At 34.4% G+C, this 16,525-nt stretch carries 15 protein-coding genes; 13 read left to right on the forward strand and 2 right to left on the reverse strand.

The window, feature by feature from the left end; genetic code table 11:
* The 6 genes from SVN78_03515 to SVN78_03540 all read left to right on the forward strand — a co-directional run.
* The coding region (locus SVN78_03515) for an acyl-CoA dehydrogenase (protein ID MDY6820675.1) at positions 1-853 on the forward strand (853 nt) is incomplete at its 5' end.
* A gap of 16 nt (positions 854-869) precedes the next feature.
* Positions 870-1,085, forward strand: coding sequence for a CoA-transferase (locus SVN78_03520; GenBank protein MDY6820676.1), 216 nt, complete (start codon positions 870-872; stop codon positions 1,083-1,085).
* Positions 1,086-1,090: 5 nt separating this feature from the next.
* On the forward strand, positions 1,091-1,519 hold the full coding sequence (locus tag SVN78_03525) for a CoA-transferase (GenBank protein MDY6820677.1): 429 nt from the start codon (positions 1,091-1,093) through the stop codon (positions 1,517-1,519).
* Between the two features lie 136 nt (positions 1,520-1,655).
* The gene (locus SVN78_03530) at positions 1,656-2,426 is read left to right on the forward strand and encodes an enoyl-CoA hydratase-related protein (protein MDY6820678.1); all 771 of its coding nucleotides are present in this window, start codon (positions 1,656-1,658) and stop codon (positions 2,424-2,426) included.
* The gene (locus SVN78_03535; GenBank protein ID MDY6820679.1) at positions 2,427-3,956 is read left to right on the forward strand and encodes a 3-hydroxyacyl-CoA dehydrogenase; all 1,530 of its coding nucleotides are present in this window, start codon (positions 2,427-2,429) and stop codon (positions 3,954-3,956) included.
* Positions 3,957-3,971: 15 nt separating this feature from the next.
* On the forward strand, positions 3,972-4,934 hold the full coding sequence (locus SVN78_03540) for a nitronate monooxygenase (protein MDY6820680.1): 963 nt from the start codon (positions 3,972-3,974) through the stop codon (positions 4,932-4,934).
* Positions 4,935-4,953: 19 nt separating this feature from the next.
* Here the strand turns inward: SVN78_03540 and SVN78_03545 are convergent, their stop codons facing one another.
* Complete coding sequence (locus SVN78_03545; GenBank protein MDY6820681.1) at positions 4,954-6,903, reverse strand: M3 family metallopeptidase; 1,950 nt, start codon at positions 6,901-6,903, stop codon at positions 4,954-4,956.
* Between the two features lie 737 nt (positions 6,904-7,640).
* On the opposite strand from SVN78_03545, the gene SVN78_03550 reads away from it, so the two are divergent.
* Genes SVN78_03550 through SVN78_03560 form a run of 3 tightly spaced genes read left to right on the forward strand, consistent with a single transcriptional unit; the run spans position 7,641 to position 10,648 of the window.
* Positions 7,641-8,879 (forward strand): glycosyltransferase family 4 protein, encoded by a 1,239-nt coding sequence (locus SVN78_03550; GenBank protein MDY6820682.1) that lies wholly within the window; start codon positions 7,641-7,643, stop codon positions 8,877-8,879.
* The gene (locus tag SVN78_03555) at positions 8,860-9,579 is read left to right on the forward strand and encodes a methyltransferase domain-containing protein (GenBank protein ID MDY6820683.1); all 720 of its coding nucleotides are present in this window, start codon (positions 8,860-8,862) and stop codon (positions 9,577-9,579) included. Before SVN78_03550 ends, SVN78_03555 begins: the two co-directional genes overlap by 20 nt.
* The gene (locus SVN78_03560; GenBank protein ID MDY6820684.1) at positions 9,572-10,648 is read left to right on the forward strand and encodes a phenyltransferase domain-containing protein; all 1,077 of its coding nucleotides are present in this window, start codon (positions 9,572-9,574) and stop codon (positions 10,646-10,648) included. Before SVN78_03555 ends, SVN78_03560 begins: the two co-directional genes overlap by 8 nt.
* On the opposite strand, the gene SVN78_03565 is transcribed toward SVN78_03560, so the two are convergent.
* The gene (locus SVN78_03565; protein ID MDY6820685.1) at positions 10,614-11,234 is read right to left on the reverse strand and encodes a class I SAM-dependent methyltransferase; all 621 of its coding nucleotides are present in this window, start codon (positions 11,232-11,234) and stop codon (positions 10,614-10,616) included. The genes SVN78_03560 and SVN78_03565 overlap by 35 nt on opposite strands.
* 614 nt (positions 11,235-11,848) lie before the next feature.
* Here SVN78_03565 and SVN78_03570 point away from each other — a divergent pair.
* From SVN78_03570 to SVN78_03585, 4 genes are all read left to right on the forward strand, one after another.
* A complete protein-coding gene (locus SVN78_03570; GenBank protein MDY6820686.1) occupies positions 11,849-13,501 on the forward strand; it encodes a 4Fe-4S binding protein in 1,653 nt (550 codons plus the stop codon).
* A 23-nt stretch (positions 13,502-13,524) separates the two neighbouring features.
* Positions 13,525-14,103 carry a molecular chaperone TorD family protein gene (locus SVN78_03575; GenBank protein ID MDY6820687.1) on the forward strand — a complete coding sequence of 193 codons (579 nt, stop codon included), beginning with the start codon at positions 13,525-13,527 and terminating at the stop codon, positions 14,101-14,103.
* 24 nt (positions 14,104-14,127) lie between these two features.
* A complete protein-coding gene (locus tag SVN78_03580; protein ID MDY6820688.1) occupies positions 14,128-14,307 on the forward strand; it encodes a twin-arginine translocation signal domain-containing protein in 180 nt (59 codons plus the stop codon).
* A 10-nt stretch (positions 14,308-14,317) separates the two neighbouring features.
* A partial coding sequence (locus SVN78_03585) for a molybdopterin-dependent oxidoreductase (GenBank protein MDY6820689.1) occupies positions 14,318-16,525 on the forward strand: 2,208 nt, incomplete at its 3' end.

Genomic DNA, 16,525 nt, shown 5'->3' on the forward strand with positions numbered 1-16,525 from the left:
CGGAAGCAGAGAACAAAAAGAAAAACACCTGCCAAAATTAGCTTCTGGTGAAATGATAGCATCCTTTTGCCTAACAGAACCTGAGGTTGGCTCAGATGCGGCTTCTCTTAAAACAACTGCAATAAAAGAAGGGGATAATTATATAATAAACGGCACTAAAAGATTTATAACTAATGCACCAGAAGCAGGGCTTTTCACTGTTTTTGCAAGAACTAATCCTGAGGGAAAAAGAGCTAAAGGTGTTTCTGCTTTTGTAATAGAAAGAAACACTAAGGGTATATCAATAGGACCCTATGAGAAAAAAATGGGGATGTGGGGAGGACATGTTTCAGATGTTATATTTGAAAATTGTGTAGTTTCCTCTTCAGCTTTGTTAGGAGAAGAAGGAAAGGGTTTTATCTCTGCAATGAAGATTTTAGAAAGAGCAAGAATACATATGGCTGCAGTCAGTGTTGGTGTAGCTGAAAGGATTATAGATGAATCCCTAAGATATGCTACAAATAGAAAACAATTTGGAAGGCCTATATCAGATTTTCAGATGATTCAGTCTATGATAGCTGAAAGTAAAGCAGAGTGTTATGCTGCCAAATGCATGGTTATTGATGCAGCTAAGAATTATGATGATGGCAAACCTATTACATTAGTTTCTTCTTGCTCTAAGCTTTTTGCTACAGAGATGGTTAATAAAGTGGCAGATAGAGGGGTTCAGATACATGGTGGATATGGTTATATTAGGGATAATGCTGTTGAAAGACTTTATAGAGATGTTAGGCTTTTTAAGCTGTATGAAGGTACAAGTGAGATTCAAAAGATCATAATAGCAAAAAATTTAATCAAATCACTTAGTAATTAACTAAGAGGTAGTTTATATGATAAATAAATGCATTTATGAAACAAAGGAAATAATAAAAGGGATAAAAAGTAGTAGCACAGTTCTTGTAGGTGGATTTGGCGAATGTGCTGTGCCCTTAGAGCTTATCGATGCTTTAATTGAAAGTGATACAACTGATTTAACTATTGCTTCAAATAATGCTGGTGTTGCAGATAGAGGATCAGCAAAATTTTATATGTTAATCCTGAAATAGAAGTAATTTATCATACAGAAAATGGCATGCTTGGCATGGGACCGGCTCCATCAAAAGGAAATGAGGATTTTTATTTGCAGAATGCTAGTAAAGACTTAGTCACAATTGTAAAGGGAGGCTCTTTTTTCGATAGTGCACTTTCTTTTTCTATAATGAGGGGTGGACATTTAGATATGGTTTTTCTAGGTTCTTTTCAAGTTTCTGAAGAGGGTGATATTGCAAATTGGTCCACAGGTGATAAAATGTTAGTACCTTCAGTTGGAGGGGCAATGGATTTAGTTGTGGGGTGTAATGATGTCAGGGTACTCATGAATCATTGCACAAAAGACAATAAACCCAGAATATTAAAGAGATGTAGTTATCCACTAACAGCAAAAAGAGGCGCAAGAAGAATATATACCAACTTATCTGTTATAGATGTAACAAATGAGTGATTATTAGTTAGGGAGATAGTTGAGGAACTAGATTTTAAAAAACTACAAAATCTAACTGAAGCAAATTTAATGCTTGATAAAAATTGGAAAATTTTAAAAGCTCCAAATATTTAATAAATAATTGTAGGAGGAAATTATGAGTGTTGTTACTTATGAAAAACTAAAAGAATTTATTGGTCTTGTAAAGATTAATAGACCAGAGGCATTAAATGCTTTAAATTCAGAGGTTAGAAGCGAGTTATCAAAAACCTTTGATTCACTTGCTGACAACGATGATATAAGAGCGCTTATAATAACAGGAAACGAGAAGGCTTTTGCAGCAGGAGCTGATATAAAGGAGATGATGGATAAAAACCCCGCTGACATATATTTACAAAAAATGGCAAAAGTTTGGGATAGTATTACGAAATATCCAAGGCCTTTAATTGCAGCTGTTAATGGATATGCTCTAGGTGGTGGATGCGAGCTTGCAATGCATGCTGATATTATTGTAGCAGGTGAAAATGCTAAATTTGGTCAACCAGAAATAAGGATTGGAATAATGCCAGGAGCAGGTGGTACGCAGAGACTTCCAAGAGCAATAGGAAGATTTAAGGCTATGAGGTTACTCTTAACAGGAGAGATGATTACAGGTTTACAGGCTTATGAAATGGGGCTTGCAAGCTATTGCGTAAAGGATGAAGAAGTTATGGATAAAGCAGTTGAGGTAGCAAGTAAAATTGCAACAATGCCACCTATTGCTGCAAGTAAGATAAAAGAGGTTGTTAACAAAGGATATGATATAAGTTTAGATGCAGCGTTAGCACTAGAGAGAGAAGCCTTTCAAATGCTATTTTCTACAGAGGATAAAAAAGAGGGTATGCAAGCATTTATTGAAAAACGCAAACCAAAGTACAAGGGGAAATAAATGCAAAACAATTTAGACAATAAAAATATTATCTTTGGCATTGTTGGCCTTGGAACTATGGGAAGGGGTATTGCCCAAATTGCAGCAACCGCTGGGATAAAAGTTTTAATGTATGATGCGATAGATGGCGTAACCGATGATGCTATAAACTTTATAGATAAAATGTTGAAGCGTTCTTTAGAAAAAAAGAGGATTGATGAAAATACTTATAAGAAAGCTATTAATAAACTTACAAAAGTAAATGCTTTAGAAGATTTAAAAGAATGTAATATCGTTGTTGAGGCAGTAAAAGAAGATATAGGCATAAAAAAGGAAGTTTTTAAAAAATTAGAAAATATTGTATCAGAAAATTGCATCTTAGCGACAAATACATCATCCTTATCAGTTACCGACATAGCTTCAAGTTGTAGGAAACCTTATAGGGTTGCAGGCTATCATTTTTTTAACCCTGTTCCACTTATGAAAGTTGTAGAGGTTGTTAAAGCTGAACGAACTTCAGATAGTGTAATAGAATTTTTACAAAAACTCGCAATTTTTATGGGACATAATCCTGTTATTACAAAAGATACACCTGGTTTCATTGTTAATCACGTTGGGCGTGGTTACAGCACAGAGGCTATGGCAATGTTTACAGAGGAGATAGCACAAATTGATATTATTGACTCCATACTAAAAAAAGCAGCAGGTTTTCCTATGGGGCCATTTGAGCTGTTTGATCTAACAGGTTTAGATGTATCACTTCCTGCAAGCATTAGTATATATAATGGTTTTTACCAGGATCCACGATATAGACCCTCCTATAAGTTTAATAAAAGACTTGAGGCAGGTCTATTGGGAAGAAAAGTAGGGGAGGGCTTCTATAAGTATAAAGATGGTAAAAAAATAGATAATGAAAAGTTAGAAAAATCTTACTCTAAGGAAGATATCAATTTTAGTATATGGGTTAGTAAAAAAAATAAAGAAGGTTATGAGAAAGTAATAAATTACTTAAAATCTAAAAATTGTAAAATTGATTACAATGAGGTACCAAAAGAGGAGAGTCTGTGTATTATAACTCCCTTAGGCCTAGATGCCACCACAACTGCTATAGATGAGAATTTAGATCCATCAAGGGTAGTTGCTGTTGATACGTTTTATGGTTTTGACAATTGTAAAACCCTTATGGGTACTTTAGAAACAAAAGTTATGTATAAAAATGCTGCCTTGAGTATTTTTAGTGAAAATAGTGCAGAAGCTTATTTAATTAACGATTCTCCTGGATTTGTTGTTCAAAGAGTATTATCTATGATTATAAATATAGCTTGCGCTGTCGCTGAACAAAAAATAGCTTCCCCTTCTGATATTGATAAGGCTGTAAAATTAGGCTTAGGCTATCCTCACGGCCCTTTAGAGTGGGGCGATCTTATTGGTGCTTCAAAAATAAACTATATACTAAATAATTTATCTATGTTATATAAAGATCAGAGATACAGGCCAACATTGTATTTAAAAAGAAGGGCAATGTTGAATAAATCGTTATTAGAAGAATGATTTTGGAGGTTATAAATGTTTAACACAAGGGTATGTAAAGAATTAGGGATAAAATATCCTATTATACAGGGCGGTATGATGTGGGTATCAACTGCAAAACTCTCAGGAGCTGTATCTAATGCAGGTGGTTTAGGGATTATTACTGCTCTAACGTTTGACTCACCAAAAGGATTAGAACAAGAAATTAAAAAATTAAGAGAGATAACCGATAAACCCTTTGGTGTTAATGTTACACTGCTGCCAACTTTAAAGCCTATAAATTACGATGATTATATAGATGTAATAGTAAATGAGGATGTAAAAATAGTTGAAACAGCTGGATATAATCCAGAAAAATATATTAATAGGCTCAAGAAAAAGGATATAAAAATTATTCACAAATGCACCTCCATAAGACACGCTAAAAAAGCAGAAAGCATTGGCTGCGATTTTATTAGTATTGACGGCTTTGAATGTGCAGGGCATCCTGGTGAAGACGATGTAACATCGTTAATTTTAGTCCCCCGCGCAGTAGATGAATTAAACATACCAGTTATTGCCTCAGGCGGATTTGGTGATGCAAGAGGTTTTCTTGCTGCATTAGCATTAGGCGCAGAAGGTGTAAATATGGGGACAAGGTTTTTTGTTACAAAGGAAGCACCCGTTCATGACAACATAAAAAAGGCAATTGTTAATGCTACCGAGAGAGATACAATATTACTATTACGAAGCCTTAAAAATACAATGAGGGTTCTAAAAAATGAGCATGCAAAAAAGGTATACGAATTAGAGGAGAAAAAGGTTCCCTTTGAAGAACTAGCACCCCTATTATCAGGTTTAAAAGGTAAAGAAGCTTTTGAGAATGGCGATACTAACTCCTCTCTTATAGCATGTGGTCAAATTGCTGGACTTATTAAAGATATACCTAGTGTAGCTAAATTAATAGATAATATAATAAATGAGGCTAAAAAAATATCTAATAATATTTTAAAAGAGTAGCTATTTATTTAATTTATCATTAATTGCTAATACCATATAGCCTAAGTAAACAATTATTATCTATCTTTTTGTTAGAAAAGGATTCGTAAACCTCTTCAAAATTCTTTGAGCCTCCCAACGACAAAACCTCATTTAGAAATTTATCAGCAAAACTTTTATTGAATATCCCATTGTTTATAAAATCATAAAAGGCATTTGCACTTATTCGCTCAGCCCATTTATAACTATAATAACCTGCTGCATAACCACCTGCAAAAATATGGCTAAATTGGTTTTGAAATTTTGCATATTTTGGTGGTTTTATAACATTCGCCTTCTCACGAACTTCTTCTAAGATCTCTTCTACCTCTTTACTTGTAATTTTTTTCTCTAAATGTATTAACATATCAAATAGACTAAATTCTAATTGTCTAACAAAGCCCATTGCAGAATCTAAATACCTATTCTTCTTTAATTTTATTAATAGTTCTTCTGGAATTCTTCTTTTACTTTCAAAGTGCTCTGCAAACTCTCTTATTATATCATCTTCAAAGGAAAAATTCTCTAACAGTTGGGATGGGAATTCCACTAAATCCCATTCAATACCATTAACACCACTAATAAAATATTCATTAACCTTGCTTAATAAATGGTGTAGTGCATGACCCATTTCATGGAAAAGTGTTTCTACATCACGGTGTCTTAAAAGAGAGGGGTTATCATCACTGCTTTCAGGAAAATTTGCCACTACAAATACTTTCGGCATAACTTTCTTTCCACTACTATCAATATGTCTTGTTGTCCAATTATCCATCCAAGCACCATCTCTTTTACCCTTCCTTGCCTCTAAATCCAAAAAAAGCAAGCCAATATCAGAATTTTTATAAAAAACTTTAAAGCATTCTGCTTTTTCATGCCATAATATTGCATCAACTTTCTCAAACCTTAGGTCGAATAATTTATTTAAAAAATCAAAAAGCCCTTGTATAACACTATTTTTCTCAAAATAGGGCCTTAATTCTTCATCACTAAAATTTAATACTTCTTTTCTGTATTTTTCAGTAATAAACATTAAATCATATGACTCTAATTTATCTATACCATATTTGGTTGCAAAGTCTTCAAATATATTGAGCTCTTCTCTAGCTTTATCCTTAGATTTTTCTGACATACTATTAAGAAAATCTATTACAGCCTTAATACTTTTAGCTGCTTTTGAGGCTATAGAATATTCAGCGTAATTGTCAAAATCTAACATTTTAGCTTTTTCATACCTTTTTGATAAAATATCTTCAATTATTTCTTCATTCTGCGGAGCTCTCGTCATATATGCTTTATAAACTTTTTCTCGTAAACTTCTATCGGTACAATAAGTCATAAAGGATATATAGCTTGGCATTTGCAGACCAAATACAAACTTTTCCCCTTTTTGATGGGCCTTTTTCTCAGATTGTGGCATTTCTCCTAAAACATCTTCATCCACCTCAATAGTAAATTTATTTGTATCATTAAGTATATTTTGAAAATAGGTGTTACCTAACTCATTTATTTTTAAGTTTATTTCACTTATCCTCTTTTTTTCCTCATCTTTTAAGTGAACGCCAGCTAATTTAAAGTCTCTTACCCCCTTTTCTAATACTATTTTTTGTTCACTATTTATACTTTTATCCTTTTGCAAGATTTCAACATATCTATTATATATATCTTTATTTAAGGACAAATAATTCGTAAAGTCAGTTATTAAAGGTATACTATTTTTATATGCCTCTTGTGTATCTTTACTATTATTTACACTATTTAGATGGGATATCTTTGTAAATTCTTCTTCTATATTGTGTAATATATCTCCCAATGGTTTAATAAATGAGTTGTAGTTATAATCTTTATTCTTTAAAAGCCTCTCTATCTCTGTCTTTGCGCTTTCAACTTTTTCTTTAAAGTATTGGGGGAATTTTAAAATATCTTCTTTTTTAATAAGCCTAAAATCCATAATCACCTCAAATTTAATATTTCTATTAGAAATTAATATTTAGGACTTATTTTATCAATAACAAATTGATAGCTTTGGACACATTAAACTAAAAAAACTAATATCAAATATTTAACTGTTAATCAATTTGATAATAATTCCTACTCAAAATAGGTTATGATAAAATATAATGAAAGGGCTCATATGAGAGATTTAAAAAAGTAAAGGGTTGTCTCAAGGTAATTCCTATATTAAAGCAATAATATTATAAAAATAGATATTATATGCTGACTTTTTTGCATTTTTTACGGGTTTTTATAGTAGAGAAAGATTAAATTAAATAAAAAAAGAAATCTGTGCATAAAAGTTTAAATTGAGTGAATAAATGAAGAAATTGCCAGCATCTTTTAATAATTTTTAAAGCTCAAGAAGAAACTTCCGCTTTACTTTTAAAAATTCTAAGATATAACTAATTTTGATTTAAGTAACAATGTTAATTTCTCAAAAGTGATTTAACCTAATTATCATAGAAAAAATATTATTTATAATATTTTAATATATCTCTTGCAATATTTCTTTCTAAACCACTAGCCCCTTTACTTATAGTAGCTTAAAGAATATTCTTTTAAAAGTTAAAATAGCGTCAGAAACATATCACTTTTATAATTTAGTAGAAATTTATAAAATAAGTTATTGACAAGCAAGAACAAAATATGTAATCTTGATCAATGAATTTCCAGGCTCCTCTTCGCATATGCTTGCTAAGTTACAGAAGCGATCCCTACTCAGGTGGCCAAGGTGTTTACATTAATAATTTAAGCAGAGCGTTAAAAAGATTGGGGCATCATGTGGAAGTAGTTTCTGGTCCTCCTTACCCACTGCTTGACGATGGCATTCCAATCCACCAACTTCCCAGCCTTGATCTTTATAATCCCCATCTTTATAACTCAAGGACCCTTTTCTCTCTCCGCGTTCCTACTCTTAAGGAGCTACGCAATCCCTTCAACCTTTTAGAATGTCTTGCAGGCCCCTTCACAGGCTTTTCAGAACCCCTTACTTTTGGGTTAAGAGCATACTGGTTCTTACGGAATAAATTTGAAAACTATGACATCATTCATGATAATCAAAGTTTTTCATATGGGCTTTTGGCTATCAAAAGGCATATTCCCACTATTGCCACCTTTCATCACCCCATAACCGTAGATCGTGATCTAGATATCAAGTCAGCACCAACCCTAAAGGAAAAATGGAAATATCGACACTGGTATAAATTTGTTACAATGCAAAAAAGGGTATCTCGGCGATTCCGACGTATTATAACTGTTTCTGAATGTGCGAAAAATGATATTAGCAGAGATTTTGGAATATCACCTGATAGATTCAGGGTTATACCAAATGGGATAAATACGGATGTATTTCATCCCGTACCTGGTGTTGAAAAAGAGAAAAATCGCATAATTGCTACGAGCAGCTCTGATACTCCTTTGAAAGGATTGCGTTATCTACTACATGCGGTAAAGCTTGTATCCAAAAATCAGGAAATCAAATTGACCGTAGTAGGCAATCCAAAAAAGGATAGTGAAATACTAAAGTTAATTGGAGAATTAGGAATAGGAGATTTAGTAACTTTCACTGGAAGGATTGATCACCAAGAGTATCTTAAACAATACGCCAGAAGTAATTTGGCAGTAATTCCTTCCCTGTATGAAGGTTTTGGTTTGCCAGCAGGTGAGGCTATGGCCTGCGGAGTTCCAGTTATAGCAACTACAGCTGGTGCACTGCCTGAGGTGGTTGGCGATGCAGGCATTTTGGTCCCACCAGCTAATGCAGAGGCTCTAGCCAAAGCTATAAGCGACCTTTTAAATAACCAAGATAAAGCACGAATGCTCGCTCAAGCCGGCTTAAAAAGGGTACTGAATCACTTTAGCTGGGAAAAAGCAGCCAAAAAAACTATCGAAGTCTATTGGGAAACCATACATGATTACAATAGACTTTAATCGACTTTCTATAAAATCAGGAGACAAGGTGCTTGATATAGGTTGTGGAACCGGTCGTCATTCTTGCGCTGCATCCCGTTTTGATGGCGTAGTAGTAATCGGAGCAGATTTAAGTCTTCAAGATCTTGTAGAGGCAAAAAATAAACTTAACTACGAAAAGGCTATCGGCGTCCAAGGTAATGGAATATGGGGAATCAGTGCTGCCGACATTACCTCTCTACCTTTCAAAAGTGAGTCCTTCGACCTTGTCATTTGCTCAGAAGTTCTCGAACATATTCATGATCATAAAAAGGCAATCAGTGAAATTATGCGTGTTCTAAAGCAAGGAAAGGACCTTGTAATTAGTGTACCAAGATATTGGCCAGAACGAGCATGTTGGGCTTTTTCCCAAGAATATCATAATGTAAGTGGTGGACATGTGCGGATTTACAAAAGGAAAGAATTAATTGCTCTCTTACAAGATGCTGGTGCAAGAAAATGGGCAGAACACTATGCACACGCCCTTCACTCGCCTTATTGGTGGCTCAAATGCCTTGTTGGCCCCACACGGAATAATTCTCGCCTGCTTAGCCTGTATCATCGTATGCTAGTTTGGGATATGATGAAAAGTCCATGGGCTACCCGTTTACTGGATAAGTTATTAAATCCTGTAATGGGGAAAAGTTTAGTACTATACTTTAGGAAGGTGAAAAATGTCTAAACCTTTAAAAAAGGCTTATTCAAACATTGATGTAGAAAGTACAGCAAAATTTATCCTGAGCATACAGAAAGATAGCGGGGAAATCCCATGGTCTGAATCTGGAAAAACAGACCCCTGGGATCATGTAGAAAGTGCTATGGGTTTAACTGTAGGAGGTTATTGGGAGAACGCAAAAAAAGCTTATCTATGGTCACTTCAAACTCAACTCCCTGACGGCAGCTGGTGGTCATGCTATGAACAGGGTAAACCCCAAAAAAAAGCATACAAAGATTCTAATATGACTGCTTACATAGCTGTTGGCGTATTTCATTATTATATGGTCACAGGCGATTATAGCTTTCTGCGTATAATGTGGCCAACGGTTTGCAATGCTCTAGATTATGTGGTAGGACTACAGCAAGAAGAGGGACAAATCTCGTGGGCACAGCGTGGTAAACGCATCTACAAAAAATCCCTTCTTACAGGCTCAAGCTCTATTCACATTAGCCTTTTGTGTGGACTCAGAATTGCATCACTATTGGGCAAACAAAAGCCCCATTGGGAAATGGCCAAAGTAAAATTGGCCAACGCCATAAAATTTAAACCATATCTTTTTGATCAAAGCAAATCACGGTTTTCTATGGATTGGTATTATCCTATCCTCTGTGGTATCTTAAGGGGGAAAGAAGCACAAAAGAGAATCGAAGAATCGTGGGATCGTTTCGCAATTCCAGGGTGGGGTATAAGATGTGTTTCGGATAAGCCATGGCTAACCATGGCTGAATCTGCTGAACTCACTATGGCGCTTGCAGCAATGGGGGATCTTTATACAGCCAATCAGGTATTAAGTTGGATACAGAATAAAAGAGACAGTCATAATGGTGCTATCTGGACAGGGATCACCTACCCAGACCGCATTATTTATCCCGAGGAGAGAACCTCATGGACTGCAGCTGCAGTTTTGTTGGCAGTAGATATGCTTTATAAACTAACCCCAGCTAGCCAGCTTTTTAGTCATAATTTCTTAGAATATAAAAAAACAACAACGTTACAGGTCAAACCTTTCGTTGAAGCACCCCCAAAGTCTTGACCATGGAATGCTTTTGGAAAAGGCCAGAATTAAGTGCTTTTTCATACACCTGGCGAGGTGCTTGACCGCCCTCTTCAGGATTAAAAAAAATATCGTGAAAAATAAGATAACCATTTGGCATTATGTGTGGAACCCAACATTTGTAATCCATAAAAACATCCTCATATGAATGACCTCCGTCAATGAACACCAGACTAAGAGGCGTTGCCCATGCTTTTGCCGCAATATGAGAACAGCATACAATAGGAACTACTGTCTCTTCAAGACTTGCCCTTTCTAATGTCTTCCTAAACTCTCCAAATGAGTCTAACCGTTGAGTTTTGGGGTCAAAGAGATCAGCGTCGAAATATTCTTGCCCAAGCTGCTGTATTTCAGAGCCCCGATGATGATCAATGGAAAACAGAATGCCATCATTTTCTTTACATGCAAGCCCTAAATATAAAGTTGATTTTCCACAATAACTTCCTATCTCCAAACATGGTCCTTTCTTGCTAGCCTCAAGAGCAATTTTATAGAGATGTTCCCCTTCTTCTTTATCTAAAAAACCCTTGATGTTGTTCAGCATTTCCTCATAAATATTTATCATATTAAACAATATAGAGAAATTTAAAGATATTTTCAACACTAGTCTTATGTGCTGTTTCTGTTTCCAGAGCTTTACACTATATAGGTTGCCCTATTTTGTTTCTTAAATTTAGATTAAAAGTAGAATTAAATTTTCAAAAAATATAATTTCTTCAAAAAAAGGTGACAATACAAAGAAAGATAACCTAAAGTAAAGGGTCCTTGTAATTTTAATTTTTACTTAAAAAATTAATATATGATTATAATATATAAATTAATATTAATCGAAAAAGGGGTAAATAGATGAATAGAGGACTCAATAAAGACAAGAAAAACTTACTTTTTCATTGGATATAACAGTAAATACCTGTTAAGAATGTAAATACTATTGAAAGAAACCAGTGTTTATATCTTTTCTATCTATATTTAAAACTATAGTGATAATAGATAAGTATGGAAAAATTAATTATTTGACTTTCATTAAAAATTAAATATGATTATGATAACTTTAAATTTTTTATAAAAGCAATTTATATAAGTAAATATTTTGGTTGGCACGCTCATTGAAAAATAGATATTACATTTATAACATGAATAAAGTCTTTCTACCTATCAATTGCCTTCAGGTATATAAGGATGTTTCCTAAGACACTGTTTGAAAATATTAATCATATTCATTTTAAGGCTGAAAGAAAAATAGATGTGTTGAAGGTTCCACCTAAAGTTGCCGTTATAGCTAAAAATGAAGAAATACTAGAAAGATTTACTAATACTTACAGTGGTATTCTTGATATTATTCCCATTATAACCACTAACACGAAAAAAAATAAAGAATTTTATCTGGCTACAAGTTATGAAATCTCGGGCTCATTTCCTAATTTGGAAGTTAAATGTGAATGTAGATATCCCATAGATGGAGATATATGTACGTTATGCGGCAAATGTATTATCGCCTGCCCACTTGATGCAATAGATGATGAAATTAGTTTTGACTTTAATAAATGTGATTATTGTGGAAAATGTGTCAATGCTTGTCCTGAAAATGCCATTGATATTTACAGATATAAAAATTATACCTTTTCCGCCCCACAAGTACTTTTTCTCGATAATAACAAAAAAGAAAATGAATATTTTGCAATCAAAGGTGTTTATCATATAGATGAGAAAGAAAAATTATTTGCAAATATAGGTACATTTCAAATAGAGCAATCTGTAAGTTATAACAGTGAGATTTGCCAGTATAACGGCAGGCTTGATTTGGGTTGTCAGCGTTGTATAGAAGCCTGTGAATATAAAGCTATACATAAAAGTTCAAAGGGTATAAATGTAGATCATTTTGCATGTGAAGACTGCGGTCAATGTATTTCAGCATGCCCCACAGGAGCCATGCAGTCAGCTGATGTCAGTGATGAAAATTTTGCTGATTTAATTTATAAAAAACTACAGAAAAAAGAAGGAAATTACAAACATGCTATTTTTATGCAAGAAAGTGACGCAGTCTACTTTTATAAAAATTATAACAACAGTATCACCAAAAATGTTTTACTGATTATTCTCCCCAATGTTTATATTTTAAACATTTTTCATTTCCTTCTTTTATCAAGGCTGAGCATTGTTAACATTCACATTTATAAGGAAATTTTTAAAGAATCAAGTTTATATAAGCACATACATTTTACCAATGCTTTAATAACTTATGCTTTTTCTGGCAAAAAATTTATATCAGCAGGGTATAATCTAGAATTAGGTAATCAAGAGCATACAATCTTTACTTCTAGGTTTACGTTTCCGGAATATAAAAACAAACGCAAATTCCTTATTCCCATACTAAGAGATATCTATAAAAAATCTGAAAATAAGAAAGTGCTTCTGCAGAAAAATATACTAAATATGTTTGGCACTGTGGTCTGTGATGAGAAGAAATGCAGTCTTTGTTTAGCCTGCCTTAATCATTGCAAGATAGGCTCTCTTATGGCCGATTCCTCCAATTATACACTTTCTCATATTGCTGCATGTTGTATCCAGTGCGGGATATGTGTGAATGTCTGCCCTGAAGATGCACTAGAACTAGTACCCGGCCTACTTCTCGATGAAGAATTTTTTCAGTTTAGAACACTTGCCAAAGATGAGCCCATTGTATGTGCTGGGTGTGGCAAAGTTTTTGGTAATAAAAAAAGTCTTGAACGGGTTAAGAATAAATTGAAATCTGTAGGCAGATATGATAACCAACTAGATCTGTTAAATTATTGTGATAAATGTCGGGTTAAAAAACAGTTAGAGACAGGTTAATGGACATAGTATCTTTAAATAATATGAGAAAGATTGTTTACAATCTGATAAAAAGCTTTTTTTGGGATACTCCAAAAGAAGAAGATATAATAGCTTGGCGTAATTTTATAACAAACCTTAATGAGGAGAGTATTAATAGAGAATTTGACAAAACCATTGCATCTGTGAAAGAAGCTTTGGATAATTCTGATGTAGAGGGCATAAAAAATGAATATTACGAGCTTTTTGAGAACCCCTTTAGTGATGTTTTCCCAAATCTTAATGCATCTTTTCTTCTCGAGGGTAAAAACTTTGGAACACCTTTGGTTGAAATAAGAGATTTCCTTGAAGATTTAAAAATAGTTAAAGATTCGGATTATAAGGATAGTGAGGATTCAATACTTTTTATGATAGATCTTATGTTATACTTAATAGATAGTAGTAATTGTGCCGATATACAGCAAAATCTTTTAAAGAGATTTTTATATCCGTCTTTTGAAAGGCTTGCAGAAATATTGAGTATAAATAATAAAGCCTATTTTTATGCAACAGCCTGTTTGTTTACTAGGGATTACCTTGGTATGGATATAAAATTTTTGGAAGATATTAAGTCTTTAATTTAAGATTATAACAGCAGGAGGTCTTTTATGAAAAACAAGTTTTTTGACAGAAGAGGGTTTTTGAAAGGAATGACTGCAGTCTTAACCACTATGGGAGTTGCTGCAACAGCGAAACCAGTTATGAAGAAAGATAGTGAAATTGTAAGAGAAAGCCTCTATAGAGAGACTGAACACTTTAAAAAATATTATAAAACTCTAAGAGATTAAGGAGATCTCTATGCCAAGTAAAAAATTACTTAAAAAAGTTGATTCTAGCAAAAGTTCCACCAAAACTATAAATTGTAATGTTAACAGGAGAACATTACTAAAGTTTTCGGCTGCAGTTGCGGCTTTGACAGGCTTATCTACTATGCCAAGTTTTGTAAAAAAAGTGGATGCTGCAAAGACAAAATCACCTTATCCAAAATCTGAAATTATCAGAACAATATGCACTTACTGTGCTGTGTCATGCGGCGTGTATGCTGAAGTGCAAAATGGTGTATGGGTAAGGCAGGAAATAGCTCAGGATCACCCCATTTCAAGAGGTGGTCATTGCTGTAAAGGAGCAAGTGCCATTGATATGGTAAGAAGCGAAAAACGACTTAAACACCCTCTAAAGAAAGTTAACGGCAAGTGGCTAAAAATCTCTTGGATAGAAATTTTCGATGAAGTTTCTGAAAAACTGATGAAATTCAGGGAAGAAAATGGTCCCGACTCCGTTATGTGGATAGGAAGCGCAAAGGTTTCAAATGAAATGGCATATCTCCAAAGAAAACTGGCTGCGTTCTGGGGAACCAACAATATCGATCATCAGGCAAGGATCTGCCACTCCACAACTGTTGCCGGTGTTGCAGATACCTGGGGTTATGGAGCAATGACAAACAGTATGAATGATATCCGAAATTCAAAATGCATATTTATGATAGGCTCAAATGCCGCTGAAGCCCACCCTATATCTATGCAGCATATTTTATATGCAAAAGAGGTAAATAATGCCCCCATAATTGTTGTTGATCCCAGATTTACCAAAACAGCTGCCAAAGCCACTGATTTTGTTCAAATAAGATCTGGGACAGATACTGCTTACGTTATGGGGTTAATAAATGTTATACTTGAAAACGGATGGGAGGACAAAGATTTTATTAGAAGAAGGGTTGCTGGATTTGAGCAACTTAGAAAGGAAGTGAAAAACTATCCTCCTGAAGTTGTATCAGAAATTACAGATGTGCCTGCAGAAGACATTAAAAGGGTTGCTAAAATCCTAGCACAAAATAGACCTGGAACTATTATCTGGTGTATGGGTGGTACTCAGCACTCAATAGGAAGTAGCAATACAAGAGCATGTTGTATATTGCAACTTGTTCTTGGAAATATAGGAATTGCTGGAGGTGGCACAAATGTCTTTCGTGGTCATGACAATGTTCAGGGTGCCACCGACATGGGTGTACATTCTCATTCACTTCCTGCTTATTACGGCCTTTCAGAAAGTGCATGGAAGCATTGGTGCAGGGTATGGGATGTAGATTATGAATGGATAAAATCTCGTTTTTATAATGATGAATATATGGGTAAACCAGGATTTACGCTTTCCAGATGGTACGAAGGAGTAATTCAGGAGGATAAAATTACCCAGTATACACCTTTAAAGGCAGTTGTTTTCTGGGGATGCTCGTCAAACTCTCAATCACAATACCATAAACTTAAGAAAGCACTGGATAAACTTGATATGGTTGTCATTATTGATCCTTTCCCCACAATGACAGCCGTTGCATCAGATAAAGACAACGTTTATCTGCTTCCTACAACAAGCCAGTATGAAACAAGTGGAAGTGTTACAAATAGTCAAAGAGGCATTCAATGGCGTTATAAAGTTGTTGACCCAATATACGACTCAAAAGATGACTATACAATTTTGGCTGAATTAGTAAACAGATTTGGTTTTAAGGATAAATTTTATAAAAATATAAAGACTATACCAGAAGATGTTACAAGAGAAATTAATAAAGGCGCACTTGCGATAGGTTATAATGGCCAGACACCTGAAAGAATCAAGAAACATATGAATAACTGGCATACTTTTGATATTACAACTCTTAAAGCCAAAGGTGGGCCGTGCGATGGTGAGTATTACGGGCTACCATGGCCATGTTGGAGTAAGGATCATCCAGGAACACCAATATTGTATGATATGTCCAAACCTATTAAAAAAGGCGGTCTTCCGTTTAGAGCAAAGTTCGGAACAGAATACACCTATCCTGACGGCAAAAAAGAAAATCTGCTTGCCGAAGATGGTGTTACGATGCCGGAAAGTGAAGCTAATGGCGGATATCCTGAATTTTCAGATGTAGTAGAAGGCGCCGACTGGAAAACCGATTTAAGTCAGAAAACAATTAAATATGCCCTTGATAAGGGTATGGCACCTTTCGGCAATGCAAGGGCTAGGTGC

The sequence above is a fragment of the Deferribacterota bacterium genome (assembly GCA_034189185.1).
Lineage (GTDB): Bacteria > Chrysiogenota > Deferribacteres > Deferribacterales > UBA228 > UBA228.